Source organism: Thalassotalea euphylliae (genome assembly GCF_042682785.1).
Lineage (GTDB): Bacteria > Pseudomonadota > Gammaproteobacteria > Enterobacterales > Alteromonadaceae > Thalassotalea_F > Thalassotalea_F euphylliae.
The window spans coordinates 796,572-816,072 of sequence record NZ_JBHUIB010000001.1 but is presented as its reverse complement, the minus strand read 5'-3'; the positions used below and the strand labels follow the sequence as shown (position 1 = coordinate 816,072).

General features: G+C 40.9%; 24 protein-coding genes and 1 pseudogene. 22 read left to right on the top strand and 3 right to left on the bottom strand.

Going from position 1 to position 19,501, the window contains the following annotated elements; genetic code table 11:
- Window positions 1-35: 35 nt before the first annotated feature.
- The 8 genes from dusA to ACFSJY_RS03670 all read left to right on the top strand — a co-directional run bounded on the left by dusA (window position 36) and on the right by ACFSJY_RS03670 (window position 4,724).
- Entirely contained in the window at window positions 36-1,019 is a 984-nt protein-coding gene (gene dusA, locus ACFSJY_RS03705; protein WP_386031222.1) for a tRNA dihydrouridine(20/20a) synthase DusA, read from the top strand.
- A gap of 198 nt (window positions 1,020-1,217) precedes the next feature.
- A complete protein-coding gene (locus tag ACFSJY_RS03700) occupies window positions 1,218-1,481 on the top strand; it encodes a hypothetical protein (protein ID WP_386031220.1) in 264 nt (87 codons plus the stop codon).
- A gap of 9 nt (window positions 1,482-1,490) precedes the next feature.
- A complete protein-coding gene (locus ACFSJY_RS03695) occupies window positions 1,491-1,628 on the top strand; it encodes a hypothetical protein (RefSeq protein ID WP_386031218.1) in 138 nt (45 codons plus the stop codon).
- A gap of 86 nt (window positions 1,629-1,714) precedes the next feature.
- Entirely contained in the window at window positions 1,715-2,581 is an 867-nt protein-coding gene (locus ACFSJY_RS03690) for a sulfurtransferase (protein WP_386031216.1), read from the top strand.
- A gap of 411 nt (window positions 2,582-2,992) precedes the next feature.
- Entirely contained in the window at window positions 2,993-3,292 is a 300-nt protein-coding gene (locus tag ACFSJY_RS03685) for a hypothetical protein (protein ID WP_386031214.1), read from the top strand.
- 15 nt (window positions 3,293-3,307) lie between these two features.
- The gene (pspA, locus tag ACFSJY_RS03680) at window positions 3,308-3,964 is read left to right on the top strand and encodes a phage shock protein PspA (protein WP_386031212.1); all 657 of its coding nucleotides are present in this window, start codon (window positions 3,308-3,310) and stop codon (window positions 3,962-3,964) included.
- Between the two features lie 143 nt (window positions 3,965-4,107).
- The gene (locus ACFSJY_RS03675; RefSeq protein WP_386031210.1) at window positions 4,108-4,317 is read left to right on the top strand and encodes a PspC domain-containing protein; all 210 of its coding nucleotides are present in this window, start codon (window positions 4,108-4,110) and stop codon (window positions 4,315-4,317) included.
- 62 nt (window positions 4,318-4,379) lie between these two features.
- Window positions 4,380-4,724: a hypothetical protein gene (locus ACFSJY_RS03670; protein WP_386031208.1), complete on the top strand. Its 345-nt coding sequence runs from the start codon at window positions 4,380-4,382 to the stop codon at window positions 4,722-4,724.
- Between the two features lie 22 nt (window positions 4,725-4,746).
- Here the strand turns inward: ACFSJY_RS03670 and ACFSJY_RS03665 are convergent, their stop codons facing one another.
- The gene (locus ACFSJY_RS03665; protein WP_386031206.1) at window positions 4,747-5,487 is read right to left on the bottom strand and encodes an enoyl-CoA hydratase-related protein; all 741 of its coding nucleotides are present in this window, start codon (window positions 5,485-5,487) and stop codon (window positions 4,747-4,749) included.
- 71 nt (window positions 5,488-5,558) lie between these two features.
- Between ACFSJY_RS03665 and ACFSJY_RS03660 the strand changes: the two genes are divergently transcribed.
- The 3 genes from ACFSJY_RS03660 to ACFSJY_RS03650 are packed head-to-tail and all read left to right on the top strand — an operon-like array spanning window position 5,559 to window position 7,809.
- Window positions 5,559-6,020, top strand: coding sequence for a copper chaperone PCu(A)C (locus ACFSJY_RS03660; RefSeq protein WP_386031203.1), 462 nt, complete (start codon window positions 5,559-5,561; stop codon window positions 6,018-6,020).
- A 10-nt stretch (window positions 6,021-6,030) separates the two neighbouring features.
- Window positions 6,031-7,023, top strand: coding sequence for a DUF2333 family protein (locus ACFSJY_RS03655; protein WP_386031201.1), 993 nt, complete (start codon window positions 6,031-6,033; stop codon window positions 7,021-7,023).
- Between the two features lie 3 nt (window positions 7,024-7,026).
- Window positions 7,027-7,809 carry a TIGR04219 family outer membrane beta-barrel protein gene (locus tag ACFSJY_RS03650; protein WP_386031199.1) on the top strand — a complete coding sequence of 261 codons (783 nt, stop codon included), beginning with the start codon at window positions 7,027-7,029 and terminating at the stop codon, window positions 7,807-7,809.
- A 63-nt stretch (window positions 7,810-7,872) separates the two neighbouring features.
- Here the strand turns inward: ACFSJY_RS03650 and ssb are convergent, their stop codons facing one another.
- Together ssb and ACFSJY_RS03640 are read right to left on the bottom strand one after the other, a co-directional pair.
- Window positions 7,873-8,565: a single-stranded DNA-binding protein gene (ssb, locus tag ACFSJY_RS03645; protein ID WP_386031197.1), complete on the bottom strand. Its 693-nt coding sequence runs from the start codon at window positions 8,563-8,565 to the stop codon at window positions 7,873-7,875.
- Window positions 8,566-8,732: 167 nt separating this feature from the next.
- Window positions 8,733-9,143: an acyl-CoA thioesterase gene (locus ACFSJY_RS03640; protein WP_386031195.1), complete on the bottom strand. Its 411-nt coding sequence runs from the start codon at window positions 9,141-9,143 to the stop codon at window positions 8,733-8,735.
- A gap of 75 nt (window positions 9,144-9,218) precedes the next feature.
- Here ACFSJY_RS03640 and ACFSJY_RS03635 point away from each other — a divergent pair, with 75 nt between their 5' ends.
- From ACFSJY_RS03635 to ACFSJY_RS03585, 11 genes and pseudogenes are all read left to right on the top strand, one after another.
- A complete protein-coding gene (locus ACFSJY_RS03635) occupies window positions 9,219-9,920 on the top strand; it encodes a 2OG-Fe(II) oxygenase (protein ID WP_386031193.1) in 702 nt (233 codons plus the stop codon).
- Window positions 9,921-9,930: 10 nt separating this feature from the next.
- Window positions 9,931-11,010: pseudogene (locus tag ACFSJY_RS03630) on the top strand (amidohydrolase family protein); the annotation flags it as partial.
- 326 nt (window positions 11,011-11,336) lie between these two features.
- Window positions 11,337-12,629 carry a M24 family metallopeptidase gene (locus ACFSJY_RS03625; RefSeq protein WP_386031191.1) on the top strand — a complete coding sequence of 431 codons (1,293 nt, stop codon included), beginning with the start codon at window positions 11,337-11,339 and terminating at the stop codon, window positions 12,627-12,629.
- A 265-nt stretch (window positions 12,630-12,894) separates the two neighbouring features.
- Window positions 12,895-13,257: a hypothetical protein gene (locus ACFSJY_RS03620; protein ID WP_386031189.1), complete on the top strand. Its 363-nt coding sequence runs from the start codon at window positions 12,895-12,897 to the stop codon at window positions 13,255-13,257.
- A gap of 210 nt (window positions 13,258-13,467) precedes the next feature.
- A complete protein-coding gene (locus tag ACFSJY_RS03615) occupies window positions 13,468-14,499 on the top strand; it encodes a hypothetical protein (RefSeq protein WP_386031187.1) in 1,032 nt (343 codons plus the stop codon).
- 2 nt (window positions 14,500-14,501) lie between these two features.
- The gene (locus tag ACFSJY_RS03610) at window positions 14,502-14,819 is read left to right on the top strand and encodes a hypothetical protein (protein ID WP_116001666.1); all 318 of its coding nucleotides are present in this window, start codon (window positions 14,502-14,504) and stop codon (window positions 14,817-14,819) included.
- Window positions 14,820-14,832: 13 nt separating this feature from the next.
- Entirely contained in the window at window positions 14,833-15,165 is a 333-nt protein-coding gene (locus ACFSJY_RS03605) for a hypothetical protein (protein ID WP_116001664.1), read from the top strand.
- Window positions 15,166-15,337: 172 nt separating this feature from the next.
- Window positions 15,338-15,718, top strand: coding sequence for a hypothetical protein (locus ACFSJY_RS03600; RefSeq protein WP_116001662.1), 381 nt, complete (start codon window positions 15,338-15,340; stop codon window positions 15,716-15,718).
- Between the two features lie 107 nt (window positions 15,719-15,825).
- A complete protein-coding gene (locus ACFSJY_RS03595) occupies window positions 15,826-16,323 on the top strand; it encodes a DUF411 domain-containing protein (RefSeq protein ID WP_386031183.1) in 498 nt (165 codons plus the stop codon).
- Window positions 16,323-17,750 (top strand): TolC family protein, encoded by a 1,428-nt coding sequence (locus ACFSJY_RS03590; protein WP_386031181.1) that lies wholly within the window; start codon window positions 16,323-16,325, stop codon window positions 17,748-17,750. The genes ACFSJY_RS03595 and ACFSJY_RS03590 overlap by 1 nt, the downstream gene beginning before the upstream one ends.
- Entirely contained in the window at window positions 17,750-19,492 is a 1,743-nt protein-coding gene (locus ACFSJY_RS03585; RefSeq protein WP_386031179.1) for an efflux RND transporter periplasmic adaptor subunit, read from the top strand. The genes ACFSJY_RS03590 and ACFSJY_RS03585 overlap by 1 nt, the downstream gene beginning before the upstream one ends.
- Window positions 19,493-19,501: the final 9 nt, after the last annotated feature.

The window sequence follows — 19,501 nt, the reverse complement described above, 5'->3', positions numbered from 1 at the left end:
ATTTGGTTGTTTAATATTCGAAAAGTGTATGTTTTATGAGTGAGAAACCGTATTTTAGGCACAGAATGAGCGTTGCCCCCATGCTTGATTGGACGGACCGTCATTGTCGCTACTTTTACCGCCTAATGTCTGCAAACACTGTGCTATATACCGAGATGGTAACAACAGGTGCGATTATTTTTGGTAAAGGTGACTACCTTGGTTACAACGAGGAAGAGCATCCACTCGTTCTACAGTTAGGCGGCAGTGATCCAGAAGCGATGGCGCAGTGCGCTAAGCGTGCTTCAGAACTTGGTTACGATGAAATTAATATTAACGTTGGTTGCCCGTCAGATCGCGTGCAAAACGGTCGCTTCGGTGCCTGTTTAATGGCTGAACCTGCGTTAGTTGCTGAGTGTGTGACGCGAATGAAAGAAGCAGTAGACATCCCTGTCACGGTCAAGTCGCGTATTGGTATCGACGATCAAGACAGCTATGAATTTCTGCAAGAGTTCATTTCGATTGTTTCTGCCTCTGGTTGCGAGCATTTTATTATTCATGCGCGCAAGGCATGGTTATCTGGTTTAAGCCCAAAACAAAATCGCGATATTCCGCCACTTGATTACGGCCGCGTATATCAAATTAAAAAAGAGTTTCCAGAACTGGCTATATCAATTAATGGTGGCATCAAAACGTATGATGAAACATTAGAGCATCTAAACCATATTGATGGAGTGATGATCGGGCGCGAGTTTTATGCAAACCCTTATTTATTGGCAGAAGCTGACAATCTCGTTTATCAGACAGACAAGCCATTAATTACTCGCGGTGAGATTATTGAGAAAATGGCGGGCTATATTGATAAACATATTGCCGGTGGTAATAAGGCGAAAGCGTCTCATGTGACAAGGCACATGTTAGGCATGTGCAACGGTTTAGCGGGAGCAAAACAGTTTCGTCGTTATCTGAGTGAAAATGCGGGTTCACCTGAAGCCACTGGTGATGTACTTAAGCGTGCATTTGAATTTGTAACAGAGTAGTTACAAAAAGACTAATAATTGGTCAAAAATACTAAAGCGCTAGCTTACCGAGGTGAGTTTGGCGCTTTTTCATTTCTACGGAAAAATTAAATTTCCTTATTTATCATTGATATGTAATTTTTTTCACTCGCTGGCACAACCTTTGTACTAGTTAATGCAACTTAATTAGTACACACATAAAGTGAAAAGGAAAAAGCCATGAAAACATTACATCTTACCTGTACCTTAATCGGCGCGTTAGTTAGTGGTAGCGTCTTTGCGGCAGAGACAGGCAATGTCGAACAAGTAACTGAAGCATTAGTTAAGCAACAACATACAGTGGTATCAGACGCTGTTGCTCAACAAGTTAATCAAGACATTTTGTTTGCTCTACGCACTATGCAATTACCGGCTGTAAACGTTGACAACAGTATGGTGGCAAAAGTAGACGTTGAAAATAAAGCAGATACACGCGGCGAATAAGGAATGCTTATGTTGAGTTTACCTGCATTATTCGGTGTCATGATGGTGCCATGTTTAGCTGTCTTGGCAACATCACTGATTGTTAGTGCATTTGAATCTGATCCAAGCGCACTGTCTAACAAACTATCACGTAAAGAGTGCCCCTAAGTGGTGATACCTTAGCCTCACCACTTTTCAATTTTCTAATCTGTTTAAGATTGATAAGCTAATAGAAAATAACGTGCTTATCGATTATGTCACTATCCTCCCCTTTAGTATCTGCAAAGGACTTAGCAAGTCATATTGCTGATCCAAATATTGTTATTATTGATGCAAGTTTACCGCCTGTCGGTGGCGGCCACCGGCCAGAAGCAAAATGGCCTGGTGTAGTTATTGGCTCAGCCAAAAGAATGGATATTGAAAATGACTTTTCTGATTCCTACGCGCCGTTTCCTCACACAATGCTGTCAGCAAACGCTTTTCAACAGCAATGCAGAAGTCTCGGGATAAATGATGACAGCCATGTGGTTGTCTATGATGATCTTGGCTTATTCTCTGCGGCAAGAGCTTGGTGGATGCTAAAAGCCATGGGACATAAGCAAGTCTCAGTGTTAGATGGTGGCTTACCGCAATGGTTACGTTTAGGACTACCAACACGTCAAGCTATCGGTAGTGCTTCATCTGAGTCGGTAGCTGGTAATTTTACTGCAAAGCCGCAAGACGACTATTTTGTTGATTCAAGCTTTGTTTTAAAAGCGCTAGAAAACAAAGACTATTGCGTATTGGACGCCAGAGCTCAGGGAAGATTTATTGGTACAGTTCCAGAGCCTAGGTCAGGTGTTCGCAACGGCCATATGCCAAATGCCTCCAACATGCCATATTCAGCGCTCTTATCAGACGGTTTACTCAAACCTCCATCGGTGTTGAAAGCGGTTTTTACGAATAAACTTGGAAGCGCCAATTCGATAGTCACTTCGTGCGGCTCTGGTATCACTGCTTGCATACTCGCCTTGGCAGCACAGGTTGCTAATATTAATGTGAGGATACATGTGTATGATGGCTCTTGGGCTGAGTGGGGAGCTACCCAGGTGCTACCTGTAGTGCAGGGGGAGCAAAGCTAGTGGCTTATGTAGCAAAAGCTCATTTCCTCAAGCCCCTTGTTACGCCTTTGTTTTTTCGTCTTTTCAAATGATGACGGAAGCTTATTTAATCTAATGCCAACGGCGTTGTCCCTCTTTTTTCCTCTCTATAGCAGCGAATTTGGCATTTTTACACACCACAAATCTTTCAAAATTTATTCTCTCATATAGGTGTTAAATCTCACTTGGCATATTTGGCTAAGTCAGTGGTTAAATTTACCAATTATTAGTTCGACATAATATGTCACCGGTTGTTGGTCATGTTTCTATTTTTAGTAAATTCCTTTTAAAACAAGTGTTTATAAATTTTTTAAACCTTGGCACATCACTTGTAATACCTATAACAAACGAACAAACCATATTGGTTTATTTAATTAAGAAAAGGAAAGTGAGATGAACACGTTACGTAAAACCACCTTAGCTTTGATGACATCTTTGTCGTTTGTAGCATTCGCAAGTGGTTCAGCAAATGCGGCGCAAGTGTCAACTGAACAAGCAGTATCTCAGTTCGTTCTTGCACAAGGAAAACAAGTGATGGCTACGCTGGCAGATCAGCTTCAACACTCAATAACATCAAGTTTGGAACAATTTAGTGTAGATAGCACGTTGTCTTGGTCAGATGAAGAAGCTGAATCAACAGCTGCTAGCCAAAATGAAAAAGAATCAACAGATAAAACAGCAGAAGAAGAGTAGGAGTAAGTTATGGGTATGTTTTCAAGATTTGCGGACATCATCAATGCCAACATCAACAGCATGTTAGATAAGGCTGAAGATCCACAAAAGATGATCCGCTTGATTATCCAAGAAATGGAAGAAACGCTGGTTGAAGTAAGAGCAACCGCTGCAAAACACATTGCTGAGCAAAAATCAGTTGCTCGCCAACAAGCTAGCCTCGAGAAGAGCGTGAATTATTGGCAAGAAAAAGCAGAGTTGGCCATCAGTAAAGGCCGTGATGATTTAGCTAAAAGTGCGTTAGGTGAGAAGCATAAGGTGCAGCAGCAGCTTGATGGCTTGCAAGAGGAATCAGTAAAGTTGGAAGAATTTCTAGCGGCGGTTCAAGAAGACAGTCAACGCTTACAGCAAAAGCTTAGTGAAGCAAAACGTCGCCAGGAAGCACTAGTACTGCGTCAAGAGTCAGCCGTTGTCCGCTTGAAAGTACGAGAAAAATCAGCGCAGTACAACATTGATGAAGCAATGGCACGTTTCGACCGATATCAAGAAAAGATTGAACGCGTAGAGGCTGAAGTAGAAGCGTACGACATGACGCAGAATCAAGACTTGGAAAGCCAGTTCCGCGATTTAGAAGCGAACGATTCAATTGACACAGAGCTGGCTGAACTGAAGAAGAAAGTGGTTAATGGTTAATCATTTCGCAGGGAACTAGGAACATGGATGTTGACTGGGTGTTTTTGTGGATAAGTTTGGCACCCGTCATTATTTTCGCCATTGCTGCAGGGATTGCGGCGATTGCAAAGCGAAAGCAAATGTAGTGAATAGTGAGGAAAATTATGAGTTATCAACGCAGTTATATCAAAAAAACATTGTCGAAAGACTTAGTTCACAAAAAGTTGTCAGGCGTATGTGCAGGTATTGCTAGACACTATGAGGTTCCTCGCTTGGCAGTTCGGGTTGGTGCAATCGTAGCACTTGTGACATTCCCGGTAGCGACAGGCGTAGCCTATGTAGTCGCGGCAATGCTAATGCCTAACCGCTTATAGACAGCTAATACGCATCTATTCATACGCCATATAAACATCATAAAATCAAAAGGGAGAGAAGGATGTCATTTTTTAAATCATTGTTATTAGCGATCATTGCCACGCTTTTTATCACTTACGTACTTGGCATTAGCTTACTTGATATGTTTGATGTTGATGTTTACATGGGCGATGAACTCATTGAGCCATTAAAAGCAATTAGTATCGCAGCCTTGGTGACAGTTGCTTTAGTCATTGCCGCTTTAGCGATTGTATTGACAGTTTTTGGTTCGGTTATTTTTGCAGGCTTGTTGGTGTTTGGTGCTATAGCACTCGCGGTGATAGGTGTTTTTTGGCCAATATTCTTAGTCGCTTTTATTTTATGGTTAGTGTTGAGAGAGCCAAAACACAAAGTAGCACGAGCATAAGCTCGTGCTTTCATTTTTGGCGCTATTTAGATAAGAACTTGGATAAAATCGATTTGCATTCGTCAGTTTGCATTAATCGCGAGAATGCATCGAACTCGCTAGCCATTGCTTTTTTTACCAGAGATTGGTTTGCCTCTTTTAACAATCGACGTGAGGTTAAGACCGCATCATGAGGCAAAGCAGCTATTGTTTCAGCATATGTTTGGGCCTTATCAAGTAATTCATCACTACTAATAACCTCTGTGATTAAATTGAGTGCCAATGCTTTTTCTGCCGAAAACGTTTGACCAATAACAAGTAACTCAAAAGCTTTTACATGACCTACTAGCTGAGTTAATAAGGCACTAGAACCTGCCTCTGGACACAAGCCTATTTGGCTAAATGGTAAGGCAAATTTGCTGTTTGGACTGGCAACTACAATATCAGCATGCAGCAATAGTGTAGTTCCTATACCAACCGCTGGGCCAGCGACTGCGGCAACAAGTGGTTTATCGAAGGCGGCGAGTGTTTGCACAAATGTAAACGCAGCAAGTTCTTCACCTTCTTGGCAAGCGAGAAAATCTTGAAGGTCATTGCCGGCACAAAAACATTGGTCGTCACCTTGGATAACGACACAGTGAACAGACGAGGTTTTACTTGCGTAGTTGAATAAATGGCACAGTTGCATATACATGTCACCTGTGAGGGCATTCTTTTTTTCAAAGCGATTCAAGGTGATAGTTAGTATGCCGTTTTGTTCTTTATGGTGAATTAAGTTATCCATTTTCAGCTAGCTTGGTTACAATAAAAATCAGTCCAACCATAATCGTTCTCAAAAAGGATGTATAGGAAGCTATGAATATTTTTCGTCAACTGTGTTGTGCGTTCGTTGGCTTAGTCACTAGTGCGAGTATTTTCGCGCAGTCAGTCTCCGTTGAAAATGGCTATATCAGAGAAGTTATTCCAGGTAACAAAATCACTTCTGCATACATGCAGATTCATAATGGTACAGAGCAAAATAAAAAGCTGGTTGCTGCGAAAAGTGCAGAGATTCCGCGCATTGAAATTCATGAGCACGTAATGGAAGACGGCATGATGAAAATGGGTGAAGTGGCCTTTATTGAGATTCCTGCTGGTGAAATGGTTGAATTGGAGCCAATGGGCTTACATTTGATGATGTTTGATATCGAACAACCAGTCAAAGCAGGTCACAACATTACAGTGACGTTAGTCTTTGAAGATAAAAAAACGTTGGACGTGCTGTTACCGGTAAAGAGCCTTAAAAAGGCTAAATCCTCGCATCACCACCATCATTAGGAGTTGAGTTATGAACATGAGCATTTCAGCAAAGTCTGTCTTTGGTGTGTTGGGTAGCATTGTCGTTGTGTTGTACCTTATTGGTGTGTTCTGGAGTTTTGAACCCTCAGAATTTGATGTACGTGAACAAGTGACACAGGATGCAACCGCAGAAAACGTGGCGCCTGTTATCGGGTATACCACTACAACAACACTGATCCGCGTAACTGAAACATTACTCGATAAGCCGGGTGGCTATTTAGCCAATGATGCGCTACCACCGTCAGTGTTTCTCGATAATATTCCATCATGGGAGTTTGGTGTATTAGAAATGGTTCGCGACATGGCGCTTGTCATGCGACAAGAGTTTAGTCGCTCTCAATCACAATCTCGTGAAGATGAATTTTTAAAACTAGCTCAGCCACAGTTGAATATTGATCACACCAGTTGGGCAATACCTTCAGCGGAGAGCGAATATGGTAAAGCAATAAAGAACTTCTATAACTATCGCCGTTCGCTGACAAATACTGAAAGCCAAAGCGCTCAGTTTTACGCACGTGCAGACAACCTTAGAGCGTGGTTAAGTGAAGTGGAGAAACGTTTAGGTAGCTATTCTCAGCGTTTAAGTGCATCAGTAGGTCGTGAAATCGTTAACACAGACCTAGCAGGTGACAGTGTTGCGCAGCAATCTACGTATACATCATCAAACTTAGCAGTAAAAACAAGTTGGTGGAAAATTGATAATGAATTTTACGAAGCCCGCGGCGCATGCTGGGCGCTACTGCACTTCTTAAAGGCGATAGAAATTGACTTTAACGATGTGTTAGAGAACAAAAACGCGAAAGTCAGTGTTCAGCAAATCATTAGAGAGCTAGAAGCAAGCCAACAAAGTGTTTGGAGCCCTATGATACTAAACGGTGATGGCTTTGGTGTGTTAGCGAATCATTCATTGGTGATGGCGAATTACATTTCTCGAGCCAACGCCGCATTAATTGACCTTAATGAATTATTAAGCAAAGGGTAACTCATGAAAAAAACATTATTGGCTGCTGGTATTGCAGCGCTTATATCAACATCGGTACACGCGGATGTTGTTGGCGTATATGTAGGCGGCCATGTTTGGGATAATGAAGCTTCAGGTGTCTTCGGTGAAAGTGGTGGTCAGGTTGATTACAGCTTAGAAGATGAAACGCAGAACTATTTTTATATTGCGGTTGAACACCCTTTTCCATTTATCCCGAACGTAAAACTCGCAAAGTCTGAGCTAGATACCATGGGCGACACGACACTGACCCAAGATATCACATTTGGTGATACAGACTTTGCATCAGGTTCAGTGGTTGATGCTGCTTTTGATGTTAGCTACATGGATTATACGTTTTACTATGAGCTCTTCGACAATGGCTTGTTTAGCTTTGATTTTGGCTTAACCGCACGTGATTTTGACGGTGATGTGAAGCTATCATCGACTGTTGAAATCACTGGCCCTGAAGGTACGCCAGTTGAGGTACCTATTGACGGCACTATTAAAACTTCAGAAATAGTGCCAATGCTTTATGCGAGGACAAAGGTGGGCTTACCATTAACCGGCCTTAACTTTTTTGCAGAAGGTAATTTCTTATCGCTTGATGATCACACGTTATACGACTATCAAGCAGGTGTGAGCTATGACCTAATTGATAACGTGATTGTTGATATGAATATTATGGCTGGCTATCGCTCGGTGCGTCTAGAGCTAGAAGACTTAGATGATTTGTATTCTGACATCGACTTTGATGGTGTTTTTGCCGGTATCGAAGTGCACTTTTAGTCAGAAAAGTTAGCGATAAAAAAGCCCAGCAAATGCTGGGCTTTTTTTATTAAATGGGTTGGTCTAGAATGGAATATCGTCATCAAAGTCGATAGTTGGCTCTTGTGGGTTAACCTTTGGTGCATTGGCTTGCTGCTGAGCAGGTTGCTGGTTGAAGCCACCACCTTGTTGCTGATTAAAGCCGCCACCTTGTTGTGGCTGCTGATTAAAACCGCCGCTCTGTTGTGGTTGTTGGTTAAAACCACCACTTTGCTGCTGATTGAAGCCACCACTTTGGCTCGATGACTGCTGTGCAGGTGCTTGGTTAAAGTTATTTTGCTGCGCTTGTGCTGACTGGTTAAAACCACCGCTTTGTTGAGCCGCAGGTTGTTGGTTATAGTTATTTTGTTGCTGGAAGCCACCACTTTGACCTTGACCACGAGAATCTAACATTTGCATGTCATTTACGATGATTTCAGTTGTGTACTGATCTTGGCCTTGTTGGTTTTGCCATTTACGTGTTTGTAGGCGTCCTTCCAGGTAAACTTTTGAGCCTTTCTTTAAGTATTCGCCAGCGATTTCTGCAAGTCGTTGGTACATGACAATGCGGTGCCACTCTGTTTTCTCTTTTTGTTCACCACTTTGCTTGTCTTTCCACGTTTCACTAGTTGCCACAGTAAAATTAGCAACAGCACCACCATTTGGCATAAAACGTACTTCAGGATCTTGTCCTAAGTTACCGACAATGATGACTTTATTAATACCACGACTGGCCATGTATTATTCCTATTTACTTTGGCAGAGAGCTGTTTTGCTCGCTGACTTAGGCGCTAAATTAATCGCTTTGCGATGCACCCTAAAAAACCTTAACTGAGTCGATCGATTCTATCACTGAGCCGCCAGATTGGATAGTAAAAATCTCGGCAAATTGTGTAATCGAGTATTTAATCTTCACTGAACAAATGTGCAGACAACGAAGTACGAATATGGTCAGGAATACTCGCCGAATTTTGCGTTTTGTAGTCAAAATGCACCATCACTGCAGTACCATTAGCAACGCGTTTGTGGCGCTGCCAAAGCTCTTGGTAGACGTCAAAAGATGAACCGCCAATTCGGCTTATATAAGTGCGGACTTCAAAGTTTTCACCGTAGTACATTTGTGCTTCAAAATTGACATCGATTTTGGCAAGTATCAGTGGCCAATTATCGAGTGCAAGTTCCGGCGTGAAAATTTTAAAAACCGGTGTTCTTGCACCTTCAAACCAAACGGGCACCATAGTGTTATTAATATGACCTAGCGCGTCGGTATCGCTAAACCTCGGTGTGATAATTTCGGAAAAATAATTTGACGGCATGCGTTACTCTTATTCGTTATACAATTTCCTTCGGGCTAGTGTATCCTCTACCAAAAACACAAAGGAAACAACCGGATGACCGACTTTATTGAGCAGTATCCTAACGCGTTATCCCCAGAGTTTTGTCAGCAGCTGATCAAAGATTTCGAGGCGAGTCCCCACAAAAATGCTGGACGCACTGGCGGTGGTGTAGATACGACAAAAAAAATCAGTGAAGACATCTACCTGAATCAACACAGTACTTTTACACCGCACTTAAAACAAATAAACCAAGCGGTTAAACAGTGCACAATGGACTATTTTAGCAAATACTTTTTTAGTTTAATCAGTTCGATATCGTTAAAAGTTACAGATCCTGTGACCAAGGGCCCCGTGCAACTTACCGAAGATAATTTTGAGGAGTTAGGTAAACCAAATCTTGCCAATTTGGCGAGCTATCTTTTTCGCATCGACTCTATAAATGCGCAAAAGTATGCTAAAGATAAAGGAAACTATGGTTACTGGCATTCAGAGATTTTTCCTGAGCTCGGCGAAAACAAAGCGTTGCATCGTATACTTTTGTTTCTGATTTATTTGAATGATGTTGAAGACGGTGGAGAAACTGATTTCTACTACCAAAATAAAAGTATTAAACCGAAAGCCGGCACTATGGTCATTGCTCCATGCGGATTTACTCATACGCATAGGGGGAATGTTCCTAGGTCGAATGACAAATACGTCTTAACTTCTTGGGTGTTATATAACCCTGCTCAAAGAATTTACACACCAGCTATTTAAGGATATCACCATGAAAAAATTCGCCTTGCTTTTCTCGACGCTATTGTCCTTCTCTATAGCGGCTGCTCCGGGGGCCAAAGCGCCTGAGAAAGATCAAGGCGAAGGGCCATATGAACGTCTTATTTTACGTGGCGGCATCATGGTTAATGGTGAAGGGGCACCAGCAAGAGGGCCCGTCGATATTGTCATTGAAAATGACCGTATTACTCGCATTGTCAATGTTGGTCACCCAGGTGTGCCGATTAAGCCCGAAAAACGTCCGGAAGCGCAAAAGGGTGACAAGGAAATAGATGTCCAAGGTCAGTATATTCTACCTGGCTTTATCGATATGCATGGCCATATAGGCGGCAGTGCTGACGATATACCGGCGGAGTATGTGTTTAAACTGTGGCTAGCACACGGTATTACAACAGTGAGAGAGCCAGGCAGTTTTAATGGTATTGATTGGGTGATGGATCATGTGAAGCGTAGTGACGACAATACCATTGTTGCACCGCGCATTATTCCATATGTTGGTTTTGGTATGGGAATGGATGAGCCGATCACGACACCCAAGCAAGCCCAAAAATGGGTCAAATCAATTGCTAAGCAAGGTGCAAAAGGCATCAAGTTTTTTGGTGCACCGCCAGCCATCATGAAATCAGCACTTACTGAAGCTAAGAATCAAGGGCTGGGGAGTATGATGCATCATGCTCAACTTGAAGTGACTAATATGAATGTGATTGATTCTGCAAGGCTGGGCTTAACGACTATGGAGCATTGGTATGGTCTACCCGAAGCCTTATTTGAGCATCAACACATCCAACATTATTCTCCGGAGTATAACTACAACAACGAGCAGGACCGCTTCGGTGAAGCTGGTCGATTGTGGGACCAAGCGGCAAAGCCCGACACTGAAAAGTGGGAGCAGGTACGTGATGAGTTAGTTGCCTTGGATTTTACCATTAATCCTACCATGACTATTTATGAGGCGAGTCGAGACCTGATGCGTGAAATGAATGCCGATTGGCATGATGAGTATACGCTACCAACGTTGTGGGAGTTCTTCCAACCAAGCCGTTACGCGCATGGTTCATATTGGTTTGATTGGCCCATCTTTATAGAATCTGAAATGATAGGTTGATAAATCCTCAATTCAAGACCTATTGTATTACAAGGCTTGTGGGGAATCAAGTGTGAAATATTACCCTATCACTTTTTCCCTATCATTTTATTATGACTTGTTTTCAGAAATATTTATTAAACCCCTATCATTTAATTTGAATATCAATTTGCTAACTATTTGAGGTAAATATTAACGAATTGTGAGGTGGAACATTTCCTTCTATTAAAAGTACACAGTGCAATTAACTGTTAATTATCTACCAATTACATCACTATTAAACTACAAAAGCGATTAACGATTAAGGCATCAATATGCAAAACACAAAAAGAACCTTTTTAAAGCAATCGGCAGTTGCCTTTGCATCACTTGGATTAGTTCCGATTGCATCAGCTTCTTCAACGTCAACTAGCAATAGTTCCCAAAATGCTTTGAGAGATCTGACTTCGTCAGTAAAACCTATTAGTAGCTTCGAGAGACTAGAGCGAATTAAGAAAGCACAAAAGTTGATGAGTATTTATGACATTAATGCTTTGGTTCTGGAGCCGGGGGCGTCCATGACATATTTCAGTGATTTGAAATGGTGGCGAAGTGAACGGCTAACTTCCGTTGTTATACCGCGTGAAGGCAATTGCTTTGTAGTGTGCCCAGAATTTGAAGTACCAACTATCCAAGAAAGTATTAATTCTGATATTGCAGTTGTAGCATGGAATGAACATCAAAGCCCCTATAAAGCATTAGCTCAGCATTTGAAAAGTGTTGGAGTTGTAAAAGGTAATATTGGTTTTGAGGAGTCGGTACGATATTTCGTGTTTGAAGGAATAATGAATGAATTGCCGAGTATGAACCATGTTTCTGCTGATCCAGTGACGCAAGGATGCAGGATGTTCAAAAGCAAAAATGAGTTACAACTCATGAGAAAAGCAAATGAGATTACCTTAGCTGCATACAACTATGTATATAGTAACCTTGAAGAAGGAATGACTGGGAAAGACATAAAATCACTAATGAACTCTGCACAAACCCAATTGGGAGGCGATGGTGTTTGGTCAATGGCACTATCAAATGAATCAAGTGCTTTACCGCATGGAACAAAGAAACCTCAGATCTTGAAAAAGGGTTCTATTATCCTAATGGACAGCGGTTGTAACGTGCATGAATATCGTTCAGATATTAGCCGTACTTTTGTTTTTGGAGAACCGTCTAACAGGCACAGAAAAATTTGGAATACTGTAAGGAAAGGCCAAGACATAGTATTTAAGACAGCTCAAATTGGTGTTTTAGCAACTAATGTGGATGATGCTGTGAGATCTTTTTATGAATCAGAGGGATTCGGGCCGGGCTATGCAACGCCGGGATTATCGCACCGAACTGGGCACGGTATAGGTATGGAAATTCATGAAGAGATAAACTTTGTACATGGCGAAAAAACAAAATTAAAGGCAGGCATGTGCTTCAGTAACGAACCGGGAATTTATATCCCCGGTGAGTTCGGAGTTCGAATTGAAGATTGCATTTATCTTACTGAAGGTGGTCCTCAATATTTCACAAACCCACCTAAATCAATTGAAGAGCCACTTGGCACAATTGGGCCTGAGATAATTTAGCCTTATATAAATACAACACTGGCTCTTGTTGGTAGCGCACCGCCTATGGTGCTCATAGATTTAATTAATAGAACCAGTTGGCTGCTTCAATGGTGTTTTAAAATTCCGTTAGCTGTCTTAAAATATATTTGATGGCTTCTCAGAGAAGCCCGTTCCCACGAAAACAGGACGAAATGGATTTACTCTGAACTAAAAGATTAAATATTCACATAAAAACTGAGTGACATAGGTGCGTGGCCTAGCGTTGCCGTTTTTGGGTGTATTGATGTCTTTTAATAAAGAAGACCTGCTAGTAAATATAAAAAGGCAGGCAAAACGATTATCTAAATTATTAACTATTCCCCTTGGGCAGGCCCAAGAAGGGGTAGCTATTTGTCTTTACGGCTGTGGCAGTTACGGTGATTTACTAGTAAAAATAAAAGCTGAATCCTTTGACAACCCATTGATAGCACTGTCTGCTCTCTCACCAAACTCGGAAATATTTTTAGTAAAAATATTAGCTAGCCACTTAGATAGCATTATCGGAAATTTTGAAATAAAATTTCCCGGTTCCAATATAAATGAAGAAATGGTCGTATCCCTATTTGGGCTTAGCTTTTCAGAGTTCAAACTCAAAATATCTACCTAAAGTTGTACAAATACGTAAGTTGTTATTTTGTTTTTTGGCGATATTATAAGATGAAGGCTGAACGGACAGCCTACGCCTACACATGTTTTTCGCCTTGGAAAACGTGAGCAGTGAAGCGGAGCATCCGTGAAAATTTGGTGATTCAAACATTCAAGTAAACAATGTGTTCGTAGGCCATTGTTTGTTTGCAAACATTGTTTGGAGAACTAAATGATCTCACTACCTCAACTAAAGAATAAGCTTAATAACCAAGCCAAGAATTTTGCATTATTGTTAGAGTTTCCTGACCTGTATGCAGAGCGTTTATGGTCAATAGGTGTTTATAACTGTTCTGACTTTTTACAAACTCACATCCGCCTTAAGGAAGTATTTGACGATAATAATCTAGACTCAATTCTAAAGCACGATTCCCTGAAATACTTAATGATCAACGAATATGATGATCAAGAAATTATTGAGTCGCTTCATAAAGAAATTGAGTCAATGGCAAACCGTATTGAAAGCCTAATGCTAGTCGATATCGAAACGCTAGAGTTAGTTTCGGTTATATATCAAGTTTTAGGACTACCTGATGACGCTAAATTTGTAATAAATACAGGTCCTGATTTCCGTCTAGAATGGCGACCATACTTTGATGCCTTTGATGATCCGTTGATAGTCCAATATGCAGATTTAAAAGTTCATGATTGCTATTTCAGGCTAATCGCGTGCAAGTTTCCGTTTGAAAAGCTTTCCTTGGATAACATTAAAAAATACATGTACATCAATCATGTAAACCATGATGGTGAGTTCGAAGGCTGTATTTCTGAAGGTAATACATTTTCTAAGCATGAGCACTGGCTGGTGTTGACACTTGAATTATTCAGTAGCGGCAAAGTAAATAAGGCTCAGTTCAATCCAACAACCTTCAAAATCGAAGGTATGCGCTATTTGGTATATGGCTTCCCACTGATTCCTTCCTTTGTATCTGATTGGCATAAACCTGATTTATGTCTACGAGTCAAAAATCTAGATGGCGATCAGAAGTTCATTGTTCGTGTTGATCAGCAAGCTCTTGTTTTCCATGCACGCCGTGTCGATACCAATTTTTTTAACACCATCGATTATGAAAAATATATTTCGTTGTATCAGGCTAGCGTTCTGTCACATTTTGATGCTGACAACAATTTACTAAAAGTTAATGGAGTTAAGTACCTTAGTTTTTTCCGCCCGTTTTGCTTAGAAGATAAGAAGGAAGCATAAGCATGAGACCAAGAGTAAAACTAACTAACGCAACACTCATTTCAATTAAATCTGACTTAAAAGATAAGGTTGAACAGGTGCTTTACGCAACTTTTGCTGAGGATAGTAAGAACGGTAAAAAAGGTGAGGCTTTGTTCACCACGAAAGTCATGGAAGTAAACGGTCTTGAATATAGAACTTTTGGTGCGGATTTTTATACCTTAGATGCTGAACCCAAAGAGTTTGATGTAAATGTATTTGAATTCAATTTAATGCATGAGTGTATGTACTCTCCTAATGAGTTATTAGAGCTGAGAGAAATGCTCCCTGCTGGCTATTAGTAGGGAGTAACAAATGGACAAAACATATTTAAAGAGTGCTTACATACTCTCGGTCTATGATTATAAAGAATTTGAAAAGCTATTTCTCGGCGAGTTTCTATCTGGTGTTGTCATTGACGACGAAACATTCAGATTTCGGCCATTTGAGCAAATAGTAACTTCAAAGGTTATTAGCAAATCTGCTGTTGAGGATAAGTTAGAAATAACCACACATAGTGGGAGTTATTATGTGATTGATGCTGATCATAAGTTAATTGATATTTCGTTTGTTGAACTGGTTGTTATGAGAGCAGGAGCTTATTCAGCAGATCGAGTTTTAGAAATGAGGGAGCAACTAAAGTCTTGAAATAAAAGTCATTGAATAACGAAAATAAGAAGTCTGACGAGATTATTATGTGTCACTTATACTGTTGAAAAATTTGACGATAATCAAATATTCATAAATGTTTACATGACATTAATTTACTTATTCGAAAACTTACATTACTATTGGGGTTGTGTATTTGTAAGAGAATTTTATGTCTAGAGCATTTTCAAAAGTCTTAGTAATAACGCTTATGCTGGTTGCCTTTGTAGGGCAAGCATTTGCGTATTCTGCTATGTCTTGCGAAATGTCTTCAGGCTCTCACGAGTCGCACATGAGCATGGATCATTCCAAGATGAGTCATCATGAAGGAATGAACCACGGTGAAATGAATAAAAGCAGTAATGGTCAATCAGAAGATTGTTGTGATGTTGAATGTGTTTGTCCTGCAAATGCTTGCTCATCTACGACAGTCCTAAATTCCAGTGTTGACTCGACAGATATTCAAATATTGAGTGAATCTGTAGCTGCTCTGCAATCTAAACAACCTCATTCAATTTCCACTTCCCTTTATCGTCCACCAATTTTTGCCTAATACAGGATTAGTGCGTCCAAATTTCGCGCACATGTAATTAATTTTTCTGTTAGTCAATATAGCGTCGTAGCGCTATAGCTATTTTCCAGCGATGTCTGGGGGCAAAAATGATCAATAAGTATTTAAAAATAGCAGTTGTAATGCTGCTTTCACCTGCGTTTGCAAACGCTAATGAACATAAACATGCACACAATAACGACGTAACACCTTTGGAGTTAATCGTTTACAAAACCCCTACTTGTGGGTGTTGTAAAAAATGGATAACTCATATTGAAGACGAAGGGATCGTTGCGCACTCCAAAGATTTCCGAAACATCAGCAATATCAAAACTAAGTATGGTATTAAGCCTAATTACCGCTCTTGCCATACGGCAGTGAGCAGAAATGGATTTGCCTTTGAAGGTCATGTACCCGCTAAGTTTATTCAGCAGTTCTTATCAGAAGAACATCCCAATGCGATTGGGCTTTCAGTTCCAGCAATGCCAGTTGGCTCTCCCGGTATGGAAGTCGGTGACCGCTTTATGCCATACAACGTGTTAATTCTATTTAAAGATGGAACGAGCAAAGTCTATGCAAAAGTTAAGAGCTACGAGGAGCAATTCTAATGAAATTGAACGCTGCAAACATTGCTTCACTTTCAACTGCGTTAATGCTCAGCTTGTCAGTATTCTCTGCTCAAGCTGAAAAAGTAGTGTCGCTTGAACAAGCCATCACCTTAGCCCAGCAAAATGATCCTTGGCTTCATGGTAGTCGATTGAAACAAAGTGCGGTTGAGAATAGAAGTATCGCTTCAGGTACTTTGCCTGATCCGAAAGTATCACTAGGGATAATGAATTTACCAACAGATACTTGGGATTTAGATCAGGAAGGAATGACTCAGCTAAAGGTTGGTGTCTCTCAAATGTTTCCGAGAGGAGATAGCCTAGAGATCAAACAAGACCAGTTAAAAATTGAGTCCACGAAATTTCCATTGCTACGTGAGGATCGTAAAGCGAAGTTGAAAAGCCAAGTGTCACAGCTTTGGTTAGAAGCGTACTTAGCCCAACAAACCATTAAATTGATTGAAGCAGATTGGGCGCTTTTTGAGCAGATGGCGGAAGTGGCTAAAGCTAGCTACTCAAACGTTGTTGGTAAAACCAGACAGCAAGATGTTATTCGTGCTCAATTGGAAATCGTACAGTTAGATGACAGATTAACTTCGCAAAAGCAGAAACTCGAAACGACAATCGCTCGCCTTAATGAGTGGCTTCATATTTACGATGCTGACCGATTGAATGAATCATTCAACTTTGATGCGCAACCACTAGAGTTTAGCGTCTCAAAAGAATTGCCTTTGATTCGATTGATTAATCCAACAGTCCTAAAAGCATCTAATTACTCAAGAAATCTATTGGCTCAGGCACTTGCTAATCATCCAGCCATACTTGCAATTGATGTAAAACGCAAAGCTTCAGAAAAAGGAGTTGAGTTAGCTAAACAGCAATATGAGCCGCAATGGGGTGTTAATGCGAGCTATGCCTATCGTGACAATATGCCTTCTGGTGATAGCCGAGCTGATTTATTTTCTGTTGGGGTAACTTTTGATTTACCGTTGTTTACCGAGAACAGACAAGATAAGCAAGTTGCCGCTTCTATTGCAGATTCAGAGGCTGTTAAAACCGAGAAACTATTGCTGACAAAGCAAATGATCAGTGCGGTGGAAAAGGAGCTTAGACAGCTTAAACGTTTATCTGATAGACAATCTATCTATCAAGAACAACTCCTTAAACAAACTCATGACCAAGCGGAAGCGTCATTGACGGCCTACACAAACGATGATGGTGATTTTGCCGAAGTTGTTCGTGCAAGAATCGCAGAATTAAACGCCAGAATATCAGCCTTAAGAATTGACGTTGACGCACTTAAAACAGTTGCTCGCATCAACTATTTCTTTGCGCATTCTCAATCTCAATCAAATGCTGAACATAAGCCAATGCACACTTCGCACAAAATGAATCAGCACTTATCCAATCAGCAATTTGGAGAAAAATAATGTCATCTAATACGAAAACAATTATCGCTATCATCATAGGTGCTGCGTTAGGCGCTGGAGCATTGAGCTTATATCAAGGTGGAGGTTCAAACATTAATACTGATGAAGCAACATCAGGAGAGAAGAAACCGCTGTATTGGGTCGCACCGATGGATTCTAATTACCGCCGGGACAAGCCCGGTAAGTCGCCTATGGGGATGGATTTAATTCCTGTGTATGAGGAAGAATCATCTGGTGATGACTTTGGCCCCGGAGCAATAAAAATTGCGCCTCATGTAGTGAATAACCTTGGGGTTCGCACTGCACCTGTTGAACTGAAAAATATGCATACCGAAATATCAACAGTAGGTTACGTTCAATATGATGAAGATAAGCTAATTCATATCCACCCACGCGTTGACGGTTGGATTGAAAAACTTTACATCAAAGCAGCAGGTAACCCTGTAGAGAAAGGGCAGCCTCTTTATACACTGTATTCTCCTCAATTAGTTAACGCGCAAGAAGAACTGTTAATAGCGTTAAAACGCAATAACAGTTCTTTAATTTCAGCAGCTAAAGATCGTCTGAAAGCGTTGCAGCTTTCAGCAGACTTTATTCAAAAGCTAGAAAAAACAAGAAAGGTACAGCAAACCATCACCTTTTACTCCCCTCAGGCGGGTGTTGTTGATGGCCTGAAAGTTAGAGAAGGCTTCTACGTCAAACCGGGGAATACTCTTCTAAGCATTGGTCAGTTAGATCAAGTTTGGGTTGAAGCTGAGGTTTTTGAACGGGATGCCGCCCTGATTAAAGAAGGTCTGCCAGTTTCAATGACACTGGATTACTTACCGGGTGAAGACTGGGCTGGTGTTGTTGATTATGTCTATCCAACATTAAACAGTAAAACGCGTACTCTCAGAGTGAGGCTGAAGTTTGATAACCCAGACTATCAATTAAAACCAAACATGTTTGCACAAGTATCTATTCACGCTAATCAAGCTGATAGCACCATACTCGTACCTAAAGAAGCCGTCATTCGCACTGGTAAACAAGACAGAGTTGTACTTGCCTTGGGGGATGGGCAATTTAAGTCTATCGAAGTGACAATTGGCCGGGTTGATATCGATAGTATCGAAATCTTAGAGGGTCTTAATGAAGATGATGTTGTGGTGACATCTGCTCAATTCTTGATTGATTCTGAATCAAGTAAAAACTCTGATTTTAAACGAATGACTCATGACCAAGTGCCTAACTCTGTTTGGATGGAAGGCGAAATCAACAGCGTCATGGCGGGGCATCGTATGGTTAATATTACTCATGGCCCTGCTGAGGCTTGGGGTTGGCCTGAAATGACAATGGACTTCGATGTGGGTGAAAAGGTAGATATTGATTCACTGAAGTCTGGTCAATCTTTGCACTTTGAAGTGAGCAAAACCGAAGACGGTGGATATGAAGTTACTGGAATTCATATCATGAGTGAGCCTGAAGTATCATCAGCAACCGTATCAGGTTTGATCAATGCGATTGATATTGATACACGGATTCTAAATATTAGCAGAGGCCCAATAGAGAAATGGGATAGACCTTCTGCGACGATGGATTTTATCGTCGCGGACAATATAGAAATGGCTGATTTCAATGTTGGTGATAATGTCACTTTCACCTTTGAGGTAAGAGATGACTTAGTGATAACTGAAATTTCCCTTGAATCTGATGATCAACACGAGCATGAACAAAAAAGTGCTGTTGACCATTCGAATCATTAAGTTGGGAGA

Coding starts and splice junctions, on each gene's coding strand:
- dusA (WP_386031222.1), top strand. CDS start 36: ATGAGTGAGAAACCGTATTTTAGGCACAGAATGAGCGTTGCCCCCATG.
- ACFSJY_RS03700 (WP_386031220.1), top strand. CDS start 1,218: ATGAAAACATTACATCTTACCTGTACCTTAATCGGCGCGTTAGTTAGT.
- ACFSJY_RS03695 (WP_386031218.1), top strand. CDS start 1,491: ATGTTGAGTTTACCTGCATTATTCGGTGTCATGATGGTGCCATGTTTA.
- ACFSJY_RS03690 (WP_386031216.1), top strand. CDS start 1,715: ATGTCACTATCCTCCCCTTTAGTATCTGCAAAGGACTTAGCAAGTCAT.
- ACFSJY_RS03685 (WP_386031214.1), top strand. CDS start 2,993: ATGAACACGTTACGTAAAACCACCTTAGCTTTGATGACATCTTTGTCG.
- pspA (WP_386031212.1), top strand. CDS start 3,308: ATGTTTTCAAGATTTGCGGACATCATCAATGCCAACATCAACAGCATG.
- ACFSJY_RS03675 (WP_386031210.1), top strand. CDS start 4,108: ATGAGTTATCAACGCAGTTATATCAAAAAAACATTGTCGAAAGACTTA.
- ACFSJY_RS03670 (WP_386031208.1), top strand. CDS start 4,380: ATGTCATTTTTTAAATCATTGTTATTAGCGATCATTGCCACGCTTTTT.
- ACFSJY_RS03665 (WP_386031206.1), bottom strand. CDS start 5,487: ATGGATAACTTAATTCACCATAAAGAACAAAACGGCATACTAACTATC.
- ACFSJY_RS03660 (WP_386031203.1), top strand. CDS start 5,559: ATGAATATTTTTCGTCAACTGTGTTGTGCGTTCGTTGGCTTAGTCACT.
- ACFSJY_RS03655 (WP_386031201.1), top strand. CDS start 6,031: ATGAACATGAGCATTTCAGCAAAGTCTGTCTTTGGTGTGTTGGGTAGC.
- ACFSJY_RS03650 (WP_386031199.1), top strand. CDS start 7,027: ATGAAAAAAACATTATTGGCTGCTGGTATTGCAGCGCTTATATCAACA.
- ssb (WP_386031197.1), bottom strand. CDS start 8,565: ATGGCCAGTCGTGGTATTAATAAAGTCATCATTGTCGGTAACTTAGGA.
- ACFSJY_RS03640 (WP_386031195.1), bottom strand. CDS start 9,143: ATGCCGTCAAATTATTTTTCCGAAATTATCACACCGAGGTTTAGCGAT.
- ACFSJY_RS03635 (WP_386031193.1), top strand. CDS start 9,219: ATGACCGACTTTATTGAGCAGTATCCTAACGCGTTATCCCCAGAGTTT.
- ACFSJY_RS03625 (WP_386031191.1), top strand. CDS start 11,337: ATGCAAAACACAAAAAGAACCTTTTTAAAGCAATCGGCAGTTGCCTTT.
- ACFSJY_RS03620 (WP_386031189.1), top strand. CDS start 12,895: ATGTCTTTTAATAAAGAAGACCTGCTAGTAAATATAAAAAGGCAGGCA.
- ACFSJY_RS03615 (WP_386031187.1), top strand. CDS start 13,468: ATGATCTCACTACCTCAACTAAAGAATAAGCTTAATAACCAAGCCAAG.
- ACFSJY_RS03610 (WP_116001666.1), top strand. CDS start 14,502: ATGAGACCAAGAGTAAAACTAACTAACGCAACACTCATTTCAATTAAA.
- ACFSJY_RS03605 (WP_116001664.1), top strand. CDS start 14,833: ATGGACAAAACATATTTAAAGAGTGCTTACATACTCTCGGTCTATGAT.
- ACFSJY_RS03600 (WP_116001662.1), top strand. CDS start 15,338: ATGTCTAGAGCATTTTCAAAAGTCTTAGTAATAACGCTTATGCTGGTT.
- ACFSJY_RS03595 (WP_386031183.1), top strand. CDS start 15,826: ATGATCAATAAGTATTTAAAAATAGCAGTTGTAATGCTGCTTTCACCT.
- ACFSJY_RS03590 (WP_386031181.1), top strand. CDS start 16,323: ATGAAATTGAACGCTGCAAACATTGCTTCACTTTCAACTGCGTTAATG.
- ACFSJY_RS03585 (WP_386031179.1), top strand. CDS start 17,750: ATGTCATCTAATACGAAAACAATTATCGCTATCATCATAGGTGCTGCG.